The sequence below is a fragment of the Rhodococcus sp. A14 genome, from assembly GCF_011603105.1.
Taxonomy (GTDB): Bacteria; Actinomycetota; Actinomycetes; order Mycobacteriales; family Mycobacteriaceae; genus Rhodococcus_F; species Rhodococcus_F opacus.
This window is the reverse complement of sequence record NZ_JAAOQS010000111.1, coordinates 1-20833: the sequence shown is the minus strand read 5'-3', so window position 1 is coordinate 20833 and position 20833 is coordinate 1. Positions and strand designations below refer to the sequence as shown.

The 20833-nt window shown below is 64.1% G+C and carries 18 protein-coding genes and 2 pseudogenes; 18 read left to right on the top strand and 2 right to left on the bottom strand.

Features of this window, described 5'->3' with window-relative positions; translation table 11 throughout:
* Window positions 1–86 precede the first annotated feature (86 nt).
* From G9373_RS37025 to G9373_RS36955, 16 genes and pseudogenes are all read left to right on the top strand, one after another.
* On the top strand, window positions 87–845 hold the full coding sequence (locus G9373_RS37025) for an SDR family oxidoreductase (protein WP_206033259.1): 759 nt from the start codon (window positions 87–89) through the stop codon (window positions 843–845).
* A gap of 58 nt (window positions 846–903) precedes the next feature.
* Window positions 904–2139: an acyl-CoA dehydrogenase family protein gene (locus G9373_RS37020; protein ID WP_167119973.1), complete on the top strand. Its 1236-nt coding sequence runs from the start codon at window positions 904–906 to the stop codon at window positions 2137–2139.
* A gap of 15 nt (window positions 2140–2154) precedes the next feature.
* Entirely contained in the window at window positions 2155–2919 is a 765-nt protein-coding gene (locus G9373_RS37015) for an SDR family oxidoreductase (protein WP_167119970.1), read from the top strand.
* 350 nt (window positions 2920–3269) lie between these two features.
* Window positions 3270–4538: a CoA transferase gene (locus tag G9373_RS37010; RefSeq protein ID WP_277346724.1), complete on the top strand. Its 1269-nt coding sequence runs from the start codon at window positions 3270–3272 to the stop codon at window positions 4536–4538.
* On the top strand, window positions 4538–5713 hold the full coding sequence (locus tag G9373_RS37005; protein ID WP_167119964.1) for a CoA transferase: 1176 nt from the start codon (window positions 4538–4540) through the stop codon (window positions 5711–5713). The genes G9373_RS37010 and G9373_RS37005 overlap by 1 nt, the downstream gene beginning before the upstream one ends.
* On the top strand, window positions 5706–6887 hold the full coding sequence (locus G9373_RS37000) for a lipid-transfer protein (protein ID WP_167119962.1): 1182 nt from the start codon (window positions 5706–5708) through the stop codon (window positions 6885–6887). Before G9373_RS37005 ends, G9373_RS37000 begins: the two co-directional genes overlap by 8 nt.
* A complete protein-coding gene (locus G9373_RS36995; RefSeq protein WP_167119959.1) occupies window positions 6884–7327 on the top strand; it encodes an OB-fold domain-containing protein in 444 nt (147 codons plus the stop codon). The genes G9373_RS37000 and G9373_RS36995 overlap by 4 nt, the downstream gene beginning before the upstream one ends.
* A gap of 1211 nt (window positions 7328–8538) precedes the next feature.
* A pseudogene (locus tag G9373_RS47075) lies at window positions 8539–8684 on the top strand (hypothetical protein); the annotation flags it as partial.
* A gap of 13 nt (window positions 8685–8697) precedes the next feature.
* Entirely contained in the window at window positions 8698–8985 is a 288-nt protein-coding gene (locus G9373_RS47070) for an OB-fold domain-containing protein (RefSeq protein WP_240960944.1), read from the top strand.
* Complete coding sequence (locus tag G9373_RS36985; protein ID WP_167119956.1) at window positions 8982–10124, top strand: thiolase family protein; 1143 nt, start codon at window positions 8982–8984, stop codon at window positions 10122–10124. Before G9373_RS47070 ends, G9373_RS36985 begins: the two co-directional genes overlap by 4 nt.
* A gap of 46 nt (window positions 10125–10170) precedes the next feature.
* The gene (locus tag G9373_RS36980; protein WP_167119953.1) at window positions 10171–11463 is read left to right on the top strand and encodes an acyl-CoA dehydrogenase family protein; all 1293 of its coding nucleotides are present in this window, start codon (window positions 10171–10173) and stop codon (window positions 11461–11463) included.
* The gene (locus G9373_RS36975; RefSeq protein WP_167119951.1) at window positions 11460–12548 is read left to right on the top strand and encodes a phosphotransferase family protein; all 1089 of its coding nucleotides are present in this window, start codon (window positions 11460–11462) and stop codon (window positions 12546–12548) included. Before G9373_RS36980 ends, G9373_RS36975 begins: the two co-directional genes overlap by 4 nt.
* Before the next feature lie 37 nt (window positions 12549–12585).
* The gene (locus tag G9373_RS36970) at window positions 12586–12888 is read left to right on the top strand and encodes a hypothetical protein (RefSeq protein ID WP_167119949.1); all 303 of its coding nucleotides are present in this window, start codon (window positions 12586–12588) and stop codon (window positions 12886–12888) included.
* A gap of 11 nt (window positions 12889–12899) precedes the next feature.
* On the top strand, window positions 12900–14396 hold the full coding sequence (locus G9373_RS36965; protein WP_167119946.1) for a fatty acid--CoA ligase family protein: 1497 nt from the start codon (window positions 12900–12902) through the stop codon (window positions 14394–14396).
* Entirely contained in the window at window positions 14393–15526 is a 1134-nt protein-coding gene (locus G9373_RS36960; RefSeq protein ID WP_167119943.1) for an acyl-CoA dehydrogenase family protein, read from the top strand. The genes G9373_RS36965 and G9373_RS36960 overlap by 4 nt, the downstream gene beginning before the upstream one ends.
* An 82-nt stretch (window positions 15527–15608) precedes the next feature.
* A complete protein-coding gene (locus G9373_RS36955) occupies window positions 15609–16475 on the top strand; it encodes a TIGR03619 family F420-dependent LLM class oxidoreductase (protein ID WP_240960943.1) in 867 nt (288 codons plus the stop codon).
* Window positions 16476–17877: 1402 nt separating this feature from the next.
* Here the strand turns inward: G9373_RS36955 and G9373_RS36950 are convergent.
* Window positions 17878–18312, bottom strand: a complete 435-nt coding sequence (locus G9373_RS36950; RefSeq protein ID WP_240960942.1) for an MBL fold metallo-hydrolase — start codon at window positions 18310–18312, stop codon at window positions 17878–17880.
* Window positions 18313–18682: 370 nt separating this feature from the next.
* Window positions 18683–18898 (bottom strand): hypothetical protein, encoded by a 216-nt coding sequence (locus G9373_RS36945; RefSeq protein ID WP_167119933.1) that lies wholly within the window; start codon window positions 18896–18898, stop codon window positions 18683–18685.
* A 711-nt stretch (window positions 18899–19609) separates the two neighbouring features.
* On the opposite strand from G9373_RS36945, the gene G9373_RS36940 reads away from it, so the two are divergent.
* The gene (locus tag G9373_RS36940) at window positions 19610–20059 is read left to right on the top strand and encodes a DUF1931 family protein (protein WP_167119930.1); all 450 of its coding nucleotides are present in this window, start codon (window positions 19610–19612) and stop codon (window positions 20057–20059) included.
* Window positions 20060–20174: 115 nt separating this feature from the next.
* Window positions 20175–20705 (top strand): annotated as a pseudogene (locus G9373_RS36935) (transposase); the annotation flags it as partial.
* Window positions 20706–20833 lie beyond the last annotated feature (128 nt).

Sequence of the window (20833 nt, the reverse complement as noted above, 5' to 3'; positions counted from 1 at the left end):
GTAGTGGCGCTGAACCCGCAGTCGCGCAGCGGACAGAACACAAGGAGAGCGGTGTCGTGAGTCGAGAGAGCGGAATCCAGGGCTCGCTGGCCGGGCAATACGTGCTCGTCACAGGTGCCAGCGAAGGCATCGGGCTCGGCATCGCGAAGGGAATGGTGGAAGCCGGCGCCAGCGTGATGATCGCGGCCCGTCGGCGACCACAACTGGAACTGGCCCGTAAGGAACTGCAGGAGCTGGCCGCGCCCGGTCAGCAGGTCGAGATTGCGGAAGTGGACATCCGTGACCCCGAATCGGTCGGCGCGATGTTCGAACTCGTAGACCGCACCTTCCCTACGCTCAACATCTTCGTCGCCAACGCGGGCAGCGGGTCGATGGTCCCGTTCCTGGAGATGACGGAGGAGGTGTGGACCAACACGATCGACTTGAACCTCACGGGCACCTTCCGCTGCTGTCACCAGGCCGCGACGCGGATGGCGGCACGTGAGGACAAGAGCGAGAACGCGGCGATTCTCGTGCTCTCGTCGGTCCGCGCACTGGGGACGCGGCCAGGCACGATCCACTACGCGACCACCAAGGCGGGACTCAATCAGTTCGTGCGCGTGGCAGCCTATGAGCTGGCCGAGCAGGGCGTCCGCGTCAACGCCCTCTCGCCCGGTATCACCGCAACCCCGATGGCGTTGGAGCGGAACCCGGAGGTCTTCGAGAGGATGGCCGCCACAGTTCCCCTGGGTCGAGCCGGCAGCGTCGAAGACATGGCCGCGGCCGCGGTGTTCGTGTGCAGTCCGAACGCGAAGTTCATCACCGGCACCAACCAGATCGTCGACGGCGGAGAGTCGTTGTACTGAGCGCCGGCGCATCCTGGCTGGCCGGGGCGCCTGTCGCCGCACAAATTTCGGAGGTTGTATGACCCTGTCAGAGTTTCGTGAACAGGCCGGGCAATGGCTGCGCGGGAACGTCGGCGCCGTCGCGGGCACCACGGAGCGGGACCCGTTCGATGTGGCGGTATTCCATTCACTGCCATTCGAGGCGGAACAGGCTTTGCTCGAGGAACACAAGCGTTGGCAGCGTATCAAGTTCGATGCCGGCTACGGTGCCCTCGACTGGCCGATCGAGGATGGCGGCGCCGGATTGAGCGTCGAGCACGCCGATGTGTTCGCGAGGGAGGAGTCGCTACTGTTGCCGCTGGCGCCACACGAGTTGTTCTCGGTCACGATGCACTTGATTGCCCCGACCATTCGGATCCTCGGGACGCCGAGACAGAAAGAGACCTTTCTACCCTCGATGCTCTGCGGCGAACTCCTGGCCTGCCAGTTGTTCTCCGAGCCCGGTGCCGGCTCGGACCTCGCCTCCCTCGGCACCCGCGCCGTCCGCCGCGGTGACGAATGGGTGATCAACGGCCAGAAGGTGTGGACCTCGGGGGCGCAATTCGCCGAGTGGGGCGAACTCATCGCACGCACCGATCCCGACGTACCGAAACATGCGGGAATGACCGCGTTCCTCGTGCCGCTCGACGCACCGGGTGTGGAGGTACGCCAGATCCGGCAAATGTCTGGAGGTACCAGTTTCAACGAGGTTTTCTTCACCGACGTCCGTGTTCCGGATCGTCTGCGACTGGGCGAGGTGGGGGCAGGCTGGAATGTCGCGTTGACGACCCTGGCATTCGAACGAGGCGGAAGCTCCAACACAGCGGGAGTCGGCGGACAGTTCAGCCAGCTCGTTGCCTCCGCACGCGCTGCCGGACGGATCGGGGATCCTCAGATTCGGCAGCAGCTGGCCGAGGTCTACCTTCGCCAGACTCTGGCCGAGATCGACCTGCTGCGCGACCGCCAGGCACGGGCGGCGGGAGGCGCCCCCGGCGCGGTGGGATCGGTGCGCAAGGTCCAGTGGGTGGACAAGCTGAAGCTGGTGTCCGACACCGCCACTGCGATACTCGGACGGACGCTACTGGCCGACACGGGGCGACCGGGAACATACGCGTGGAACGAGCACGTGCTCGGGGCGCCCGGTTACCGCATTGCGGGCGGCTCCGACGAGATCCAGCGCAACATCATCGCCGAACGACTGTTGGGGCTCCCCGCAGAAGCGCGGGCCGACAAGGGCAAGTCGTGGCGTGAATCGACGTCGCGCTCGCGCGCCTGAACGAATCGAGGAACCATGAGTACCGATCGACACAATCTCGCCGGCAAGGTAGCCCTGATCACCGGCGGCAGCAGGGGTCTGGGAGCCTCGATGGCCTGGGCGTTCGCAGAAGAGGGCGCACACGTCGTGATCGCGAGCCGCAAGGTCGAGCCGTGCCGGGAACTCGCTGCGGAAATCGAGGCCAAGACCGGGGTCAAGGCGCTCGGCGTGGCGGCGCACGTGGGGGACTGGGCGACGCTACCGACGCTGATCGACGAGGTGTACTCGACCTTCGGCAAGTTGGACGTGCTGGTCAACAATGCCGGCATCGCACCGCTGTATCCGAGTATCGAAGAGGTGAGCGAGGAACTGTTCGACAAGATCGTCGACGTGAACCTCAAGGGTCCCTTCCGGCTGAGCGCCCTCGCCGCGACGCGAATGACCGCAGCGGGCGGCGGATCGATCATCAACATCAGTAGCAACGCGTCCGAGCGGCCGGCCCCGGCCTACATTCCGTATGGCGCAGCCAAAGCCGGTCTGAACTCGCTGACCAAGGGACTCGCTTCCGCCTACGGACCCGGGGTCCGCGTCAACTGCGTGATGGCCGGCGCCTTCTTCACCGACATCAGCAAGGGGTGGGACATGGACGAATTCGACGATCTCGCGGGGGCCTGGCCCATCTCGCGTGGTGGCAGGCCGGAGGAGATCGTCGGGGCGGTGCTGTACTTCGCCGGCGATTCGTCGAGTTACACCACGGGGACGATCCTGCCGGTCGACGGTGGGCGAATGGCCGTCGGCTAATCCGTTGCCGGCGCCCTGACGGATCTCGCCATCGGTGGCCGATCACCTCGATCGGCCACCCCTACTTGATTGGCCGCTGGGCACTTTCAGCGCCAATCCCTTCGAACCCCGCGCAGGGTCCCCCGGTGCGCGGGGTTCGCAGCTTGTGCGGGTATTTCCCTGTATCAAGCCTATTGCCATATTTCCTCATGATAATTATGCTCGGTGCAGCGGGAGTGACCCGAGGCACACGAACTGTCGGTGAGTGAGCTGCCCGGCGCGAACCCCGACAACACGACGAGGATGGGAGGCACGTGGTGACGGCAATAGAGCACACGCGGCCAACGCAGACACACCTGGACAGTGGGCGCCTGCCCCAACAGCGCACGGGACCGCTTGCCGGTGTGCGGATCGCAGACTTCTGCTGGATGGGTGTCGGTGCTGTCGCCACCCGCCTGCTGGCAGATTTCGGCGCCGAGGTCATCAAGATCGAGGCACGTGATCGTCTGGACATGCCCAGGCGCTTGCCCATCTACAAGAACGAACTGCGTTCGTACGGCGACGAAGATCCGAATCCGGATCCGAACAAGGGCGGGCTGTTCAACAATTACAGCCGCAACAAGCTCGGCATCACCGTCAACATGAAGACCGAACGCGGCCAGCAGTTGGTGCGGCAGCTCATCGCCGCCAGTTCGGTCGTGACAGAAAACTTCGCACCCGGTGTCATGGAGAAGTGGGGACTGACCTACGACGACCTGCGGGAGATCAATCCCGAGATCATCTTCGCGCGGATGAGCGGATTCGGGCACAGCGGGCCACACCACCGATTCAAGAGCTACGGTCCGGTGATCCAAGCGGTGTGCGGCCTGTCCTTCATCTCCGGTCTGCCGGATCGGGAGCCGTCCGGCTGGGGACTGTCCTACATGGACAACCAAGCCGCCTACTACAACTCGGTGGCACTGTTGATGGCGATCGTGCAGCGCAACGCCACCGGCAAGGGGCAGGAGATCGATGTCTCTGCCGTCGAGGCCGGCATCAATCTGATCGGCCCGGACCTGCTCGACGTGTCCGTGAACAAGGCCACCACCCGCAGACCCGGATACCCGAACGGAAACCGCCTGAACAACCCGCAGGCGGCCCCGCATGGTGTCTATCCAGCGGCGGGCGAGGACAAATGGCTCGCAATCGCGGTGTTCGACGACGCGGACTGGTCCCGGTTCGTTACAGCACTCGGCAATCCCGCATGGGCGTCATCGCCGGAGTTCGCGAATCAATCCTCGCGCTTCGCCCACCAGGACCAGCTCGACGAACACATCTCCCGCTGGTCCGCCGGTCGGCCCGCACACGAGTCCATGGAGTTGCTGCAGACTGCCGGCGTGGCGGCCGGTGCCGTACGGAACTCGCAGGACCTCACCGAATCGGACCCCCAGATCGATCTACGCGGAACATTCTTCGAGTTGGATCACCCGGTCATCGGTATGGCCAAATTCGAAGGCTCACCCATGCAGTTTTCCCGCACCGTTCAGGACAATTGGCGCAGCGCACCACTACTCGGGGAAGACAATCGGTATGTGTTCGGGGACATCCTCGGACTCGGGGCGGACGAGATTGCGACGCTTACCGCAGAGGGCGTGATCTGATGGAACTCGCATACAGTGGCCTGGTCGTCGTCGAACTCGCCGACGATCCGGCCGGCGAATACACCGGCAAGCTCCTTGCCGATCAGGGCGCCGACGTCATCAAGGTCGAGCCCCCCGGTGGCGCTGCGAGCCGACATATCGGACCCTACGCGGGTGGCGATGTCGATCCGGACAAGAGCCTGAACTTCTGGACGTACAACACCTCGAAGCGTTCGGTCACCGTGGACACCGATCGCGAGGAGGGACGCGCTGCACTTGCCAATCTCATCGCCGGCGCGGACATTCTTCTCACCACCGGCCGGCCGATGGATCTCGAAGCGCAGGGATTGAACCTCGAACGGCTGTGCGCGGAGCAACCTCGGCTGATTGCACTGTCGGTCTCCCCGTTCGGATTGACCGGCCCGTGGGCGAACTACCGCAGCTCCGACCTGGTCGGTCTCGCGATGGGCGGGCTGCTCACCACGTGTGGGTACGACGATCATTCGATTCCGCCGATCCGTCCCGGCGGAAATCAGGGCTACATGACCGCCGCGAGCTTCGCGCTGTGCGGACTTCTTCTTGCACTCATCGAGCGCCAGAACACCGGACAGGGGCAATTGGTCGACGTGTCCATGCACGAATCGATCGCGGTCACGGGTGAGTTGGCAAACCCCTACTGGTTCTACCCGAAGGCGCTGGTGCAGAGGCAGACCTGCCGCCACGCCCAGCCGGAGCCGACGCAGCCGGCGTTGTTCCAGTGCGCGGACGGGGTGTGGGTGTACTTCGCTCTCATTCTCGCTGACCAGCATGCGTGGAAGGCACTGACCTCGTGGATGGAATCGGCCGGCGTCGCGGCGGATCTCGTCGACGACGAGTACCTGTCGCTGGCGTATCGGCAGGAGAATTTCTCGCACATCCAGGAACTGCTCGAGGTCTTCTTCCTCATTCAGGATTCGGGAACCGTCTACCGCGAGGGCCAGGGGCGTGGTCTGCCGATCGGACCTTTGCGGGCCCCGGAAGAGTTGTTCGACGACGAGCACCTCGCCGAACGCGGGTTCTTCGTCCCCGTCGAGATGCACGACGGCTCCAGTGCGCTCTTTCCCGGCACCCCGTACCGATTCTCCAGTGGTGACGGCGCGCCGACACGTCCACCACGACTCGGCGAGCACACGGAAGAGGTTCTGGCACATGACTGATCGATGGCAACGCGACGTCTGCGCAATCGCTGGGGTCGGGCAGAGCGCCTTCTCGAAGAACTCCGGTGTGAGCGTGACAGCTCTCGCGGCGGACGCGGCGCTCGCTGCGCTGGCAGACGCAGGCATAGACCCCGCCGATGTCGACGGCATCGTTCGCAACGACATGGACCTCGTGTCCTGCGCGGCTCTCGGCGATGCGATCGGCGCACGCAATCTGACCTACTACGGTGAGGCTGGTCCGGGTGGGTCGGGTCCCTGCGCGATGGTGGCACAGGCCGTCGCCGCGATCATGAGTGGACAGGCGGCCACCGTGGTGGTCTTCCGCTCCCTCAACGGTCGCTCCGGCAACCGGTTCGGACTCTCCGCCGAGCTGGATCCCGTCATCGGCGGCGCCGAGTCGTTCACAGAGTTCTTCGGCCCGTACGGGTTGCTCTCCCCGGGCATGTTCTTTGCGCTCATCGCGCAGCAGTACATGAACGAGACCGGGTTGAAGTCCGAGCAACTCGCGAACATCGCACTTGTTGCGCGCAAGCACGCCAACAACAATCCGGCGGCGCAAATGCATCACCGTCCGATGACGTTGGATGACTACATGGACTCGCGCATGCTGTCCACACCGTTGCGTCTGTTCGACTATTGTCTCGAAACCGATGGTGCCGCGGCGGTTGTCGTCACCACGACCGAACGCGCGAAGGATCTGCGGCAACCCCCCGCGGTGATCCGTGCCGCAGCCATGGCGAGCGGGCCTCGCCCGCAACCGGGGCAGATGTATCCGGTACTGATGCGCGAGGATCCACTATCGATGCCGTCGCGGCAGTGCGCGGAGACACTCTATGCGCGTGCAGGTCTCGGGCCCGAGGACGTCGACTCCGCGCAGCTCTACGACTGCTTCTCCATCACTGCGCTGCTGCAGATCGAAGATTACGGCTTCTGCGCCCGAGGGGAGGCCGGCGCCTTCATCGAATCCGGTGAACTCGAAGTCGGCGGGTCGATGCCGTTCAACACGAGTGGAGGTCATATGTCCGAGGGTTACATCCACGGAATGAACCATGTCGTCGAAGGTGTTCGGCAGATTCGCGGACAGTCGTCGAACCAGGTGGAGGGGGCGTCGGTGTCCCTCGTGACGTCGGCACCGCCGCCGTCCACCGCGGCGCTGATCCTGGTGTCGGCATGAGCGCCCGGCTGGCACCGCGGGTCGACGACCCGGCGAGTCGCGGTTTCTTCGAGTTGGCGGCGGAAGGGAAACTTGGAGTCCTCACCTGCACGGACTGCGGAGCCCGGGTCCATCTGCCCAGGCCCCGGTGTGTGGGATGCGGCGGAAACAATCTCGAATGGTCTGCCGTTGCGGGCCGCGGCCGGGTAAAGTCGTGGACCATCGTGGAACACCAGGTCCATCCGCTCTTTCCGGTGCCGTACACGGTGGTCCTGATCGACGTCCACGGCGAACAGAACGTCCGGATGATCGGCCATCTACCCGGCAGGGTGGACGTCGACGAGACCACCGAATTCGTCGTCGAATTCGAGGATCTCGGACCCGATCGTGAGGGCAACGCCAGGGTGCTTCCCAAATGGACCATCGCGAAGGAACTTGTGGGGGACAACCGCAGGATCTGACCGGGTCCAGGTCGCCCGCACAAAGGCGAGTTCGAGGCGCGTCTCCACCGCGACATGAAGGGTGGGTTTGCAATTGCCGACAGGAGTGGTCACCCGGCTGCCCTGGCAGTCCAGGGTATCTCGGAATCGCCGAGCAGCTGGGTGGACGGAAACCGTCATCGACCGCATGCATACCTAGCCGCAGTGAGGCAGATTCGCAACTCCACTGGCCTGCCCAGGCCCGAATAGATGTGTTGAATACCATGAACCCTGCAGAATATCGTCAATGGCGTCAAAGGCGTCATGCCACCTGGATCGAAGTCAACCGCAAGCGTATACATCCTGACAACGATGCGGAGCTCCTCATCGACTTCGCCAGGAGGTGGGCACCATACGGGGGCCCCGCCAGGGAGGAGATTCTTGTGAACTTCGGAATGACAACGCGCCGGTTCGTCGAGCGTCTGTGGCAGGTCATTCCCGAATCGAACTGCAACCGGGACGAGATAAGCAATCTCACGTGCGTATACCCACAACCACCGGCGAGCGAGCGGCTCCTTACCCATTCGGTAAGTCACTCGCCGTTGGCGGATGGCCGGGCCACTGACGACCCGACACATCCCAAGAACTTCCACAACGATTCGGAGTCAACAACATAGGCAGGAAATAGTTGCCGGCCGGGGAGCAGCTCGCTGCTCCCCGGCGTCACCCGATACCCGTCGGCGGCGAAGCCAGCATTGCGGTCACGATCGGGGCGTGGACGGCCGTCCGGGGCTGCCTGATCTCGGTTCGGCCCTCAAGCTCGGCGATCCAGACCTGCTCGCGGCGCGAACGCTCCAGGATCACCGTGACTACGCGCGCGGATGATCGGCCGACGCGTCACCGGACGGCGAAATGGATAGGCGATCGTGCCGACGCGCGGCCATCCCCGGCGTTGCAGAATTGCGGCGGTAACGATCCGAAAGCGCCTCTCGGGACCCATTCTCCCGATCCGTGACAGCCAGTCGGCCCGCAGACTTCCCTCCACTTCTCCTGGCCCGTGAAAACCGTATTGCGGAATTTCCTCATGATAATTATGCTCGGCGTATCGGGAGTGATGCGAGGCACAGGACTGGTCGATGGCGAACTACCTGACCGCGACCCGAGCGAAGATATCGGAGGTACGTCGTGACTGCTGTCGAGCACACCTGGTCGATGGGCGAGGGCCTCGGAACACACGAGTCAGGAGTTCGAGAATGACGCCGACACAGGCTCTGTTGCCCGGTAAATCGATCGATAGCGAGGTGCTTCGGATCGATGACCGGGGTGTGGTTCTCCTCGGCGGGTGCTGCGGTGATTGTGGCACCGTCACCTTTCCGCTGCAGGATTCGTGCCCACGATGCAGCGGTTCCACGATGGTCAGCGTTGAACTTCCGTCGGCCGGAACGTTGTGGTCCTACACCGTGCAGTCGTTCCGGCCGAAACGCCCGTTCCTCGGTCCGGATGACTTCGTCCCGTTCGGTGTCGGATATATCGACCTGGGTCCGGTCATCGTGGAGACCCGGCTGACGATCAATGACCCGGACCAACTCGAGATCGGCGATTCGATGACATTGACCACGATGGTCAACCACCGTGACGCCGACGGTTCCGAGGTCCTGACCTACGCGTTCGGCCCCGGCAGCACTGAGGAGACGAAATGAAGGTCGCGATCGTCGGAATAGGCATCCACCAATTCGGGCGGACCGAAGGTGTGAGCGGCCGCGCCCAGGCCGTCCATGCTGCGCGACAGGCGCTCGAGGATGCCGGTGTCGAATGGTCCGATATTCAATTTGCCTACGGTGGGAGCGATTCCGCCGGAAACGCCGACACCCTCGTCTCCGAGCTCGGACTGACCGGGCTTCCGTTCATCAACGTTTCCAATGGTTGCGCCACCGGCGGTAGCGCGTTGACGTCCGCGGTGAACACGATCGCGTCGGGCAAGCACGACCTGGGGATCGCCATCGGGTTCGACAAGCATCCCAAGGGCGCCTTCAACGCCGATCCGAAGGCGAATGGGCTGGGGCAGTGGTACGGCGAGACGGGCATGATGGTGACCACCCAGTTCTTCGCGATGAAGATTCAGCGGTACATGGCCGAACACGGTATCAGCGAGAACACACTCGCACAGGTCGCCGTGAAGGCGTTCGGTAACGGGTCCCTGGCTCCCCATGCGTGGCGCCGGACTCCGATGACCGAGGAACAGGTCTTGTCGTCGACGATGGTCAGCCATCCGCTGACGCAGTTCATGTTCTGCTCCCCCGCAGAGGGGGCCGTGGCGCTGATTCTCGCGCGTGCCGATCAGGCGAAGAAGTACACCGATACCCCGGTATTCCTCGAGGCCGCGGAGCTGCGTTCACGTCAGTTCGGCTCGTTCGAGGTGTTCAGTCCGTGGGTCTCGACCGAACGCGCGGACGGGCCCACGGTGACAGCGGCGCGAGCGGCCTTCGAGGCTGCCGGCGTGGACCCGGCCGATATCGACGTCGCACAGATCCAGGACACCGAATCGGGGGCCGAAATCATGCACATGGCCGAAACCGGACTCTGCAAACACGGAGAGCAGCAGGCGCTGATCGCGGCGGGGGAGACCGCCATCGGCGGGCGGATCCCGATCAACACCGACGGCGGCTGCATCGCCAACGGTGAACCGATCGGCGCGACCGGGCTGCGGCAGGTGTACGAGAACGTGGTGCAGTTGCGCGGCGCTGCCGGTGCCCGGCAGGTGCCGGGTGATCCGAAGCTGGCCTTCAGCCACGTCTACGGGGCACCGGGCATCAGCGCGTGCACCGTGTTGTCCCGGTAGTCCTCCACGAACTTTCCTCTTTCACTACGTATTCTAGGAGCATGCGATGAGCTGGGACTTTGAAACCGATCCCGAATTCCAGGCCCAGTTGGAGTGGGTGGAGGACTTCGTTCGCACCGAGGTCGAACCCCTCGACCGGCTGATCGAGCACGCCTGGGACGTAACGAATCCGAAGCGTAACGAGCTCATCCGCCCGCTGCAGCAGCAGGTACGTGAGCGGAACCTGTGGGCCTGCCATCTCACGCCCGATCTCGGCGGACGAGGCTACGGACAGCTCAAGCTTGCCCTCCTCAACGAGATCCTCGGGCGAACCCACAGTGGTCCGGTGGTGTTCGGCTGCCAGGCCCCGGACTCGGGCAACGCGGAGGTGCTGGCGCACTTCGGCAGCGCCGATCTCAAGAAGCGCTACATGGAGCCGCTGATCGACGGTGACATCATGTCGGCCTACTCGATGACCGAGCCGGCCGGTGGCTCCGACCCGACCGGATTCGTCACGCGTGCGGTACGAGACGGCGACGAGTACGTCATCAACGGAGAGAAGTGGTTCTCTTCGCACGCCCGGTTCGCGACATTCCTCATCGTCATGGCCGTGACCGACCCCGAAGCCGCACCGCACAAGCGAGCATCCATGTTCCTCGTACCGATCGACACCCCGGGTGTGGAGATTGTCCGTAACGTCGGGGTGTCCGGCCATGAGGACCATGAGGCCACTCACGCGTACATGCGGTACACGGACGTGCGGATTCCGGCGGGTAACCGCCTCGGGGACGAGGGTCAGGGCTTCGAGGTGGCGCAAACGCGACTCGGAGGCGGCCGTATCCACCACGCGATGCGGACCGTCGGTCTAGTGAAGGCGTCGCTGGACATGATGCTCGAGCGCGCGGTGTCCCGCCATACGCGCGGGCAGCGGCTGGCGGACCTGCAAATGGTGCAGGCAATGATCGCCGAATCGTGGATTCAGTTGCAGCAGTTCCGGCTTCTGGTGCTGCAGACCGCGTGGAAGATCGACAAGTACAACGACTACAAGCGGGTCCTGGTCGATATTTCGGCGGTCAAGGCCGCGATGCCCAAGGTGCTTCTCGACGTGACCTCACGCGCGGCCCAGATCCACGGATCACTGGGCATTTCGACGGAATTGCCGTTCGGGCGCTGGATCATGGAGAGCTACCACATGGGGCTCGCCGACGGTGCCACCGAGTTGCACCTGCAGGCCGTGGCAAAGCAATTGCTGCGTGGCGCAACCCCGGCACCGGGACTGTTTCCGACCCGACATCTTCCTGCCCTGGAGGCGGCGGCTCAGGAAAAGTATGCGCATCTCGATCTGGCAGCACTGTCATGAGTACCGAGGTCAACGACGATCAGGCCGAGCTCGCACCGGTTCGTGCCGGTGAGATACTCGACTGGGACCGGCTGGAAAGCTATTTACGCGAGCAGCTCCCGGACCTCGAGGGCGACTTCTCGGTTCTCCAGTTCCCCCGCGGATCAGCGAACCTGACATATCAGGTCACGTTCGGTGATCGGCAACTGGTGGTTCGCCGACCACCCTTCGGCACCATCGCCGCCGGCGCCCACGACATGGCCCGCGAGTACAAGGTTCTCTCACAGCTGCACACCGAGTTTCCCCGCGCGCCGCGCGCTCTCCTGCACTGTGCCGACGAGTCGGTGATCGGCGCGGAGTTCTTCGTCAACGAGTACCGCGAGGGCATCGTCGTCTGGGACCGGGTACCTGACTCGATGTCCGGCTTCGACAATGCCGGCGAACGTATCGGGCTGGCAGTGATCGATGCCCTCGCCGACTTGCACGAGGTGGATCCGGGGAAGGCAGGGCTGTCCGACCTGGGCCGGCCTGAGGGCTACCTCGACCGGCAGCTCCACGGTTGGCAGAGGCGCTGGGCAGCTGTGGAACCGGAGGTCGACTCGCCGGAGACCGCGGCCGTCATGCGGGAGGTCGCGGTCCGGCTCGTGAAGGGCCAGCCGCGAAGCCAGCGCGGTGGGATCGTGCACAACGACTACAAGATCGACAACTGCCAGTTCAGGCCGGGTGACCCGGACCGCGTCACGGCGGTTTTCGATTGGGACATGGCGACCACCGGGGACACGCTGTCGGATCTGGGTACGTTGTTGAATTACTGGCCGGACAGCACACTCGATCCCGACTCGGATGCGGCGTTCATCGCGGTTCCAGGAATGCACGGACTCGGCCTGCCGCCCCGCGCCGCTGTCATCGACCGATACGGGCGGAGCAGCAGTCTCGATCTGTCCGACATCGCCTGGTACGAGGCACTCGGATGCTGGAAGACGGCGGTGATCCTCCAACAGCTCTACGCCCGCTTCGTTCGAGGTCAGACCACCGACGCCCGGATGGGGGAGCGTGGCGCACTGATTCCGCCGCTCGCTCGTCGCGCCCTCGGGTTGCTGTCCTGATATCGAATTCCGCGATGAAATCACTGAGGAGTAGGTAATGAAAACTGGTGCCAAAATGCGCAGCGCGGTCTGCAGCACCGAAGTCATGGTCATCCGCGCCGGTACCGGAGACGTCACCCTGTGCTGCGGTGGTGTACCGATGCTGGCACCGGACGAGTCGACAGAAGGTCTCGGCGCCCCTGCGGCCGGCTTCGATGCGGGCACCGTGCTGGGTAAAAGGTACATCGACACGGAGTCCGGTGTGGAAGTCCTGTGCGTCAAGCCGGGTGCCGGCTCCATTTCGGCCGATGACCGGCCACTCGAGTTGTCGGTGCCCAAGGCCCTTCCCTCCTCGGACTGATGGGTACGACCATGAATCTTTCGATGCTGTTGGAAATGGCCGCAGACGCGGACGGTGACCGAATCGCCGTCGGTACCCGACGCGACGGACTGACCTACCGCGAACTGCTCGAACTGAGCCGTCGATACGGCTCCCAGATCGGCAGGCTCGACGCGCAGGCTCTGGCGTATCTCGACCTGAACTCGCCGACGTGCATTGCGCTGCTGTTCGGGTGCAGCTACGCGGGTGTGCCGTTCGCTCCCATCAACTACCGTTGGACCGACCAACAGGTCGGCCGCGCGCTCGAACGACTCGCGCCGGTCGCGGTGGTCGCCGGCGCCGACTTCACCGCCCGAGTCGAGTCCAGCAACAGCGTGAGCCTGCTCGATCTGAATACACTGGACGCCGCCGCCGACGACGTCGTCGCGGCGCGCAGCGAACACTCACCAGCGGTGCTGCTGTTCACCAGCGGCACCAGTGGTGATCCGAAAGCCGCAGTTCTGCGAAGCAGCAATCTCGTGCCGTACGTGGTCAGTACCGTCGAATTTTTCAGTGCGTGCCCCGAGGAAGCGATCCTGGTTTCGGTCCCGCCCTACCACATTGCCTCCGTGAGTTCAGCGCTCACGTCGGTGTATTCCGGACGTCGTATCGTCCAACTTCCCGCGTTCGACCCGGAATCCTGGGTGAATCTCGCCGCGGACGAGGCCATCACGCACGCCATGGTGGTTCCGACGATGCTGGGCCGGATCCTCGATGTCCTCGAACGACGTGGCCAGAGACTCGACGCGCTGCGACATCTGTCATACGGGGGCGGCCGGATGCCGGTGGAGACGGTCGAGCGGGCGCTCGCACTGCTACCCGGAGTAGATCTGGTCAACGCCTACGGGCTCACCGAGACCAGCTCGACCATCGCGGTCCTGGGGCCCGAAGACCATCGGATCGCTGCGGCGAGTAACGACCCGTCGGTTCGCGCACGGCTCGGCTCGGTGGGCCGGCCGATCCCCTCGATCGAACTCGAGGTGCGGTCCGACGATGGAGCAGCGCTACCGGCCGGTGCGGCGGGTGAAGTCTGGGTGCGCGGCGAACAGGTCTCGGGGGAGTACCTTTCGCATTCGGCAGTGGGGGAGGATGGTTGGTACCCCACCCGCGATCATGGGCATCTCGACGCCGACGGTTATCTGTTCCTGCACGGCCGCGCTGACGATGTGATCGTCCGCGGGGCCGAAAACATCGCGCCGGCGGAGATCGAGGACTGCTTGCGCAGCCATAAGGCCGTGGCCGACGTTGCCGTTGTCGGTGTGCCGGACGCGGAGTGGGGTGAGCGGGTCGAAGCTGTGGTGGTGCTCGCTGCCGGCAAAGCCGCGGGCAGCGAGGAACTGCAGGAATTGGTCCGCGTGACCCTGCGCTCGACCCGGGTTCCCGCCCAGATCCATTATCGGGACGCGTTGCCCTACAACGAGCTCGGCAAGCTGTTGCGTCGTGAGGTTCGCACCGAACTGGCCGCACTGCTCGAAGGTGTCACGGCATGATCCTCGAACACTCCGAAGCCACCGAAGATCGGATACTGCTTCGCGAATCGATCATCGCGATGGTCCGCAAGGTCAATCCACCCGAAAATCTCCTCGAACGGGCCGAGACGGCGTCGGCGGGTGGCACCGACACGGAGCTGTGGTCGGCACTCAGTGGAGATTTCGCGGCGCCCGCCCTGGCCGTTCCCGAGGCGCTGGGCGGGGTGGGGGCCACCTTCGCGGAGGCCGCTGTGCTCCTCGAGGAACTCGGCGCGGCGTTGGCCACTGTGCCCTACCTGAGTACCTTCGTCGCCACCGAAGTTCTTCTCGCTGCAGCCGGTTGCGACATCTCGGACAAGTGGATTCCCCGGCTTGCCGCGGGAGAGGCCACCGCCACCGTGATCTTCGATCCGGTCCTGATCGGTGACCACGCATACGCCGAACAGTCCGCTCCCTTCGCTGCACAACAGACGCCCGACGGGTACACCCTGTCGGGAACAGACGAGTTCGTGATCGACGGAGCAACAGCAGATCTCATTCTGATACCGGTCCGGGACGGCTCGGGGTGCACGCTCTTCGCCGTCGAAGGCAAACACCTGCGGCGGGACGCCATGCGCACACTCGATCCCACGCGGCCGCTGGCCGTGATCACGGCCGACGACGCTCCTGCGGAGGTGGTCGGTACGGTCGGCGACGCCGGGCAGTTGCTCGCCCGTGCCCGCGATCTCGCGTTGCTGGCGATCGGATGCGAACAGCTGGGACAGTCGAAGACTGTTCTGAATATGGCTGTCGAGTACGCACGTGAACGCATCCAGTTCGGTAGACCCATCGGTTCCTTCCAAGCGATCAAGCACAAGCTCGCCGAGGTGGCGGTTGCCGTGCAGAGCGCCGAGTCTGCAGTCGAGCACGGTATCTGGGCGGCCGCGAAGGGCACCGCCGACGAACTGTCGCGCGCGGCCGCGATGGTGGCAATGGCGTGCGCTCCCGCGGCAGTTCTTGCTGCGGGCGAGTGTATTCAGGTCCACGGCGGTATCGGATTCACCTGGGAGCACCCTGCTCATCTCTATTATCGGCGGGCGCTGAGCAGTGCGGGGTTGTTGGGCAAGCCGCAGCATCATGCCGAGCGCCTTCTCGAACTCGCACTGAGTTGACGCATGGGGGCGGAACGCCCAGATGCCTCGGGAGATCACGAAAGGAAGGCCAGTGACATCACTTGGATTGTCCGCGTTCGGCATGACAGGTCGCGACCTGTTGGAGTTGGCGATATCAGCGGACCAACTGGGATTCGATGCGCTATGGCTCGGTGAACACATCTTCCATCCGATCGGGTACGGAAGCGATCATCCGACCGACGGGACGCAGGCGCACAGTCACCATGCCGGCCCGATCCTGGACACCGACACCGAACTGACCGACCCCTGGGCGGTGCATGCGGCGATCGCGGCCTTGACGACGCGGATCCGACTGGGTACCGCCGTGTACCTGGCCCCACTGCGCCATCCGTTGCTCACCGCGCGCACCACCATCACCGTTCAGGAACTGAGCGGGGGCCGAGTGTTACTCGGCGTCGGTGCCGGATGGTTGGAGGAAGAGTTCACTGCACTAGGAGTGCCCTACAGGACGCGGACGTCGCGAACAGAGGAGTGCATCGAGGTGCTGAGGGCGGCGTGGTCCGGCGAACCGTTCGTGCACAATGGCAAACACTTCGACATCGGCTCGGTCCAGATGCATTCGCGAAAGGTGGACATCCCCGTCATCCTGGGAGGAAACGGACCCAAGGCACTGGACCGCGCGGCGAGGCTCGGAGACGGATGGTTCACGTCAGGCACGCCCTCGTTCGAGGGATCGCTGGAACTGGTCACTGAGATAGCACGGTGCCGTGAAAGACACGGTAAGACGAATGAATTCGATTGTTTCGTTCGTGTCGACGCAACAAGTGCGACCCAGCTACAGCGGTACCACGATCACGGCATGACCAACCTGGTCGTGTGGGCGGACACGATCTGGAAGGGCGCCACCATCGAAGAGCGGCGCGCTAATCTGACGAAGGCAGCCGACGATCTGGGCTTGCGGCCGGCCGATCGTACTGCCGCGGGGTAAATAGGAGTGGGGGATCCGCAGCATAGACACTGGTCAAAAGGGGCGAGGAGGCTGCCGACACGGTCGGGAACGGGAACAAAAAGGGCACCGAATCGGAGTGAAAGACACTCGGTCAGGCCGACGGCACCGACTGTGATTGTGCCCGCCGGTCGTCACGCGCACTGCAAACGACGCTGTGCGGACACTCCCGGACGTGAGGGTCGGAAATCTCTCAACCGCGCTCAGCCTGACCTCCTGCCAGACGACCTGCTCTCGCCCGCAATCCCGGACAAGGCACGTATCCAAACGGAGGTGACCTCGGGTTCAGTCGCCGACCGGTAGGTCGTGCAGTGGGTTGCGGAAGGACACACTGAACTGCACTTTCGCGAAAGACGGTGCGGAGAATGAAATTATCGTCGCCGAGTGCGCACAAACCATGAGTGACACGGACCGGGCCGCTGAACAACTCCTATCACCGGCGTTGTTGTTGTCCCCTGCCAGTTGGTCTGAGGCAAGCCAAACGGAGCTGAGGCAAGACAGATTTCTGCCCATACTCGGATCAAATGGCAATGGATATTTGCAGTTCCGTGGAACAGGTGTTACTTCCCAGATTTCATGTCAACCTGCAGGTGAGCGAATCGATTCTCGATGCACGTTGCCTTTCGGACGCTTTCGGTCTGCGTCAGGCCACGACGAACTGCGGATCGGCCAAATTCTAATCGTGCATCTACGCCACGACCCAGGCCGCGACCTGTGTCCGTAAGATCGCCTGACGACCGACCGCAGTGCGCCGTGAAGTCCTCACCGTCCGACGCCTGCCTGACAGGATGCGGGGCCGAGGCGTACGCCGACGTCCCACCTTGATTGAATCTGCGCTTAGTCGATGTCGGCTGGAGGTTTGGGGCACCGAGTACAAACGCCGGGATCTCGATCCGAGATTTCAGAGTATGACCCGCACGTCGGGATGGAAGGCTACGAAGTAGGTCATGATCATTCCGACGGAGTCGATCCGCGCGGTCGCGGAGAAGTGTCCCACCGTACGTTCCGGCTCTTGCACTGCACCGTAATCGAATTCGAGATCATCAGTGTGGGCCGACTGTATCGGGATATGCTGTCGTTCGGTCTCCCCACGACTGTCGATGTATGCCCGGAGGTCCTCGACTCCGGATCCACGAATGGTCGAGCCTGGCAGCATGATTGTGAACTCGATCGAAGGGATCAACGAATGTGAGCGCCGAGTATGGGTTCGAGCTGTCGAGGGCGGTGTAATAGCCGATCAGGGCGAGTCTCGTGTGGCTCATGTCAGAAACCTAGTCGTTTGCACTGGCGAGCGAGAATCGCTCGGCTCCGTTGCCGCTCTTACGCACAGCAAGCCGTCGGTCCACCAGGACGTCGAGGTGCGCAAGGGTCTCACAGATTGCGATCATTTGGTTGAACGAGTCGAGACTAGAGAACGGCCGTCGGCGCCGGGTCCCCACGGCAGCTTCTCGGCGACCCCGGCCGCGGTCGAAGGGGCGCCCGGTGACAGTTCGTCGACGATTTCGTCGAAGCGGTGCTCGTGGTGCTGCAATAATTCGGCGGCTCGTTCACGGGAGCTGCCGGTGACGGCGCCGTGGGCGGGTAACAAGCGCCGATCCGGCTGTCGATGCGTCAATTCGAGCGAGTCCACATAGTCTCCCAAAGGCATGCCCCATGGTCCGAGTTCGAATCCGATCGACGGGGTGATGTGCGGGAGGATATGGTCACCGCTGAAGAGCAGACCAGAGTCTCTGTCATCGAAGACGTAGTGACCCTTGGTATGCCCCGGGGTGTGGATGGCTACGAGAGACCGGCCGCCGAGGCCGATCTCGCCCGGCATGATCCAGTGGTCGGGGTCCTCCCAGGATGCCGCGGAGAACGGTTCGGCAGCGGTCTCGACGCTGAGTACGTCGGCCAGTTCGGAAGCGCCGGATCGACGCAGTTCGCGAAGAGAGGATTCCGGCACATTCGATCCCAGCGCCCTGACAGCCGCGAGACCGGGTCGTTCCTCGACGCCGAGGTGGACACGGCAGCCCGTTGCACGCCGAATCTCAACACTCGCTACGACGAACACATCGCCTGGGACCACCGCCGCACCACCCGCGCTGCTTGACGACTTGCGCCCCTGGGATGTCTACAAGGAGTCTGACGTGTCCGTCGGCACGGAGCAACGCGAGGTCGATACGGTCGAAACCGGAGGGGTGGCGCGGCTAGCCTGCCACGCGGTTACGTTCCGTCCACCGGGCGTAGCTGGCCCCGGCCGGGTGTTCGGGCTCAGCCTCCCTGCATCGACGGATGGTGTCGGCCATGACGCGTTGCCACCACAGGTCCAGGGGACTGGGGTCCGGCCACCGGATCGGGTCGTCGTCCGCGATGGCCGGCGTGGTCTGGTCGCTTCGCTCGGTTTCGTGCTGTGCGGGATGCACTGCGAGACACCTTTCGGTCCGGTACGTCCCGTAAGTGGGCGCACCCACCCCCGTTTCTTCGAATCTAGCCCGGTACCGTCGGAAATGTCCGGTTACGCACCGATCTCAGGACCGCCCCCGGCGAATCTGTGTCCCGCGACCGCGGTGCGCTCGCGCCCGGGCTGGTTACTTCTCGACGGGCGACCGCAAGGCCGTCTGCATCGCAGCAACGGCGCCGATCGCGAGAGCGCGAACAGGGGGCGGTGACACGTTCACGTCGTCGGCCGTCCGTTGCGAACGCGCGGTGTTCGGGGGCCGCTCGGTCGTCGTCGTGAGCGGCGGCGAACATGGCCGCGATCCAGCTGTTGACCTTCTCGGTGCCCAACGATGTGCTTGGTGCCGTGGCGAGCGTGTCCAGCCGCGCGCCCCCCGCGGATTCGGATCCGGATTCGGGTTGAGACGCGGTGGGGCACTCGGGTGCCGGTGCGGGCCCCGGGATGCTCATCGAGCCACGCGACGTCGGCAGCCGCGATGGCGGAACCGTTGTCGCCCGGCCGCTATCCCATTTGCCGCTTCCTCAGCGGTGCTGACGGCCATGGTGGCGAAGCGTCCGGCGCCGCAGGCACTATCGAATGATTCGCAGACGTGAGTGATCTCGAACGGTCCCCGAGACGGATGCCCCGGGATGGGCGAACTCGCGCTGCTCGTGATGTCGAAACGGGGTGACCGGTAATGACCGTGATGACGGTGTCCCAGTTTCACAGCCTGTGTCGGCTCGCCGCGCACCTCGAGGTCGACGGCAATGACCTGCCGCGCTTCAGTGACCTGGTCACCCGCGTGCTCTTCCATCTGCTGTTGGCGGCACAGGCCTCGGCTGCCGCCCACGGCCGATACACCATCGAACCCGCCGACCTGCCGATCACCACCGGGCTGCAGGCGAGTATCCGCCGGTACCGCACCCTGGACATTCCACTCGATCTCGACCGGATCCTGGATCAACTCGCCGCGCACCGGCCACTCGACCGGATCCTCGCCACCGACACCCTCGCCCGCGTCCCGGACCTCGTCGGCGGTCTGACCGTGACACTGGCGCGCACGTTCGCCGCCGCCTACCCCGGGCGCATCCACCCCCACGCCACGGACTGGGAGGCGATCGGTGCCGTCGCCAATCTATATCTGTGAATATTCAAAAGTGCTGGCCTGTACTGAAATTGACGACCCACGTCACACTCGCCCGACTATTCGTCTGATGGGACTGTAAGAACAACGGTGTAACTCTGAAAGGAGATGCACCATTATGACTGATGTGATTGATCGTGAGGCCGAATCGAACTCGGCACGTGTGGGCGTCAGCGACGCGAGGCTGCAGGAGCTGGTGGACCAGGCCCGGGCCGACGGCCTGCAGCTCACCGGTGAGGGTGGGTTGCTGGCGAAGTTGACCAAGCTGGTGGTGGAGTCCGCGCTCGAGGGTGAGATGGACGACCACCTCGGCTACGGCAAGAATGACTCGGTCGGGCGGGGAAGCGGCAACTCCCGCAACGGCAGACGCGCCAAGACCGTGTTGACCGAGGCCGGGCCGGTCGAGCTGGAGGTGCCCCGCGATCGGGAGTCGAGTTTCGAGCCGAAGATCGTGGCCAAGCGGCAGCGGCGGCTCACCGGGGTGGAAGACATGGTGATCTCGCTGTCGGCCAAGGGACTGACCACCGGTGAGATCTCTGCGCACATGGCCGAGGTCTATGGCGCCGAGGTGTCCAAGCAGACGATCTCGACGATCACCGAACGGGTGATGGACGGCATGCTCGAGTGGCAGAACCGGCCGCTGGACCAGGGGCGGATTCCACTAGTCGTGGCGAATCATCGGGTAATCGTGCAGGGGCCACCATCGTCGCACAGCCTGGTTCGGAGTGAGGTCATTCAGGCATAGCCTCGGACGGTCGTTGAGTTCGGTGGCGACCT

What these genes read in the sequence shown, in the direction of transcription:
- G9373_RS37020 (WP_167119973.1), top strand. Translation starts at nt 904, where the DNA reads ATGACCCTGTCAGAGTTTCGTGAACAGGCCGGGCAATGGCTGCGCGGG.
- G9373_RS37015 (WP_167119970.1), top strand. Translation starts at nt 2,155, where the DNA reads ATGAGTACCGATCGACACAATCTCGCCGGCAAGGTAGCCCTGATCACC.
- G9373_RS37005 (WP_167119964.1), top strand. Translation starts at nt 4,538, where the DNA reads ATGGAACTCGCATACAGTGGCCTGGTCGTCGTCGAACTCGCCGACGAT.
- G9373_RS37000 (WP_167119962.1), top strand. Translation starts at nt 5,706, where the DNA reads ATGACTGATCGATGGCAACGCGACGTCTGCGCAATCGCTGGGGTCGGG.
- G9373_RS36995 (WP_167119959.1), top strand. Translation starts at nt 6,884, where the DNA reads ATGAGCGCCCGGCTGGCACCGCGGGTCGACGACCCGGCGAGTCGCGGT.
- G9373_RS47070 (WP_240960944.1), top strand. Translation starts at nt 8,698, where the DNA reads ATGGTCAGCGTTGAACTTCCGTCGGCCGGAACGTTGTGGTCCTACACC.
- G9373_RS36985 (WP_167119956.1), top strand. Translation starts at nt 8,982, where the DNA reads ATGAAGGTCGCGATCGTCGGAATAGGCATCCACCAATTCGGGCGGACC.
- G9373_RS36980 (WP_167119953.1), top strand. Translation starts at nt 10,171, where the DNA reads ATGAGCTGGGACTTTGAAACCGATCCCGAATTCCAGGCCCAGTTGGAG.
- G9373_RS36975 (WP_167119951.1), top strand. Translation starts at nt 11,460, where the DNA reads ATGAGTACCGAGGTCAACGACGATCAGGCCGAGCTCGCACCGGTTCGT.
- G9373_RS36970 (WP_167119949.1), top strand. Translation starts at nt 12,586, where the DNA reads ATGAAAACTGGTGCCAAAATGCGCAGCGCGGTCTGCAGCACCGAAGTC.
- G9373_RS36965 (WP_167119946.1), top strand. Translation starts at nt 12,900, where the DNA reads ATGAATCTTTCGATGCTGTTGGAAATGGCCGCAGACGCGGACGGTGAC.
- G9373_RS36960 (WP_167119943.1), top strand. Translation starts at nt 14,393, where the DNA reads ATGATCCTCGAACACTCCGAAGCCACCGAAGATCGGATACTGCTTCGC.
- G9373_RS36955 (WP_240960943.1), top strand. Translation starts at nt 15,609, where the DNA reads ATGACAGGTCGCGACCTGTTGGAGTTGGCGATATCAGCGGACCAACTG.
- G9373_RS36950 (WP_240960942.1), bottom strand. Translation starts at nt 18,312, where the DNA reads ATGCCGGGCGAGATCGGCCTCGGCGGCCGGTCTCTCGTAGCCATCCAC.
- G9373_RS36940 (WP_167119930.1), top strand. Translation starts at nt 19,610, where the DNA reads ATGACCGTGATGACGGTGTCCCAGTTTCACAGCCTGTGTCGGCTCGCC.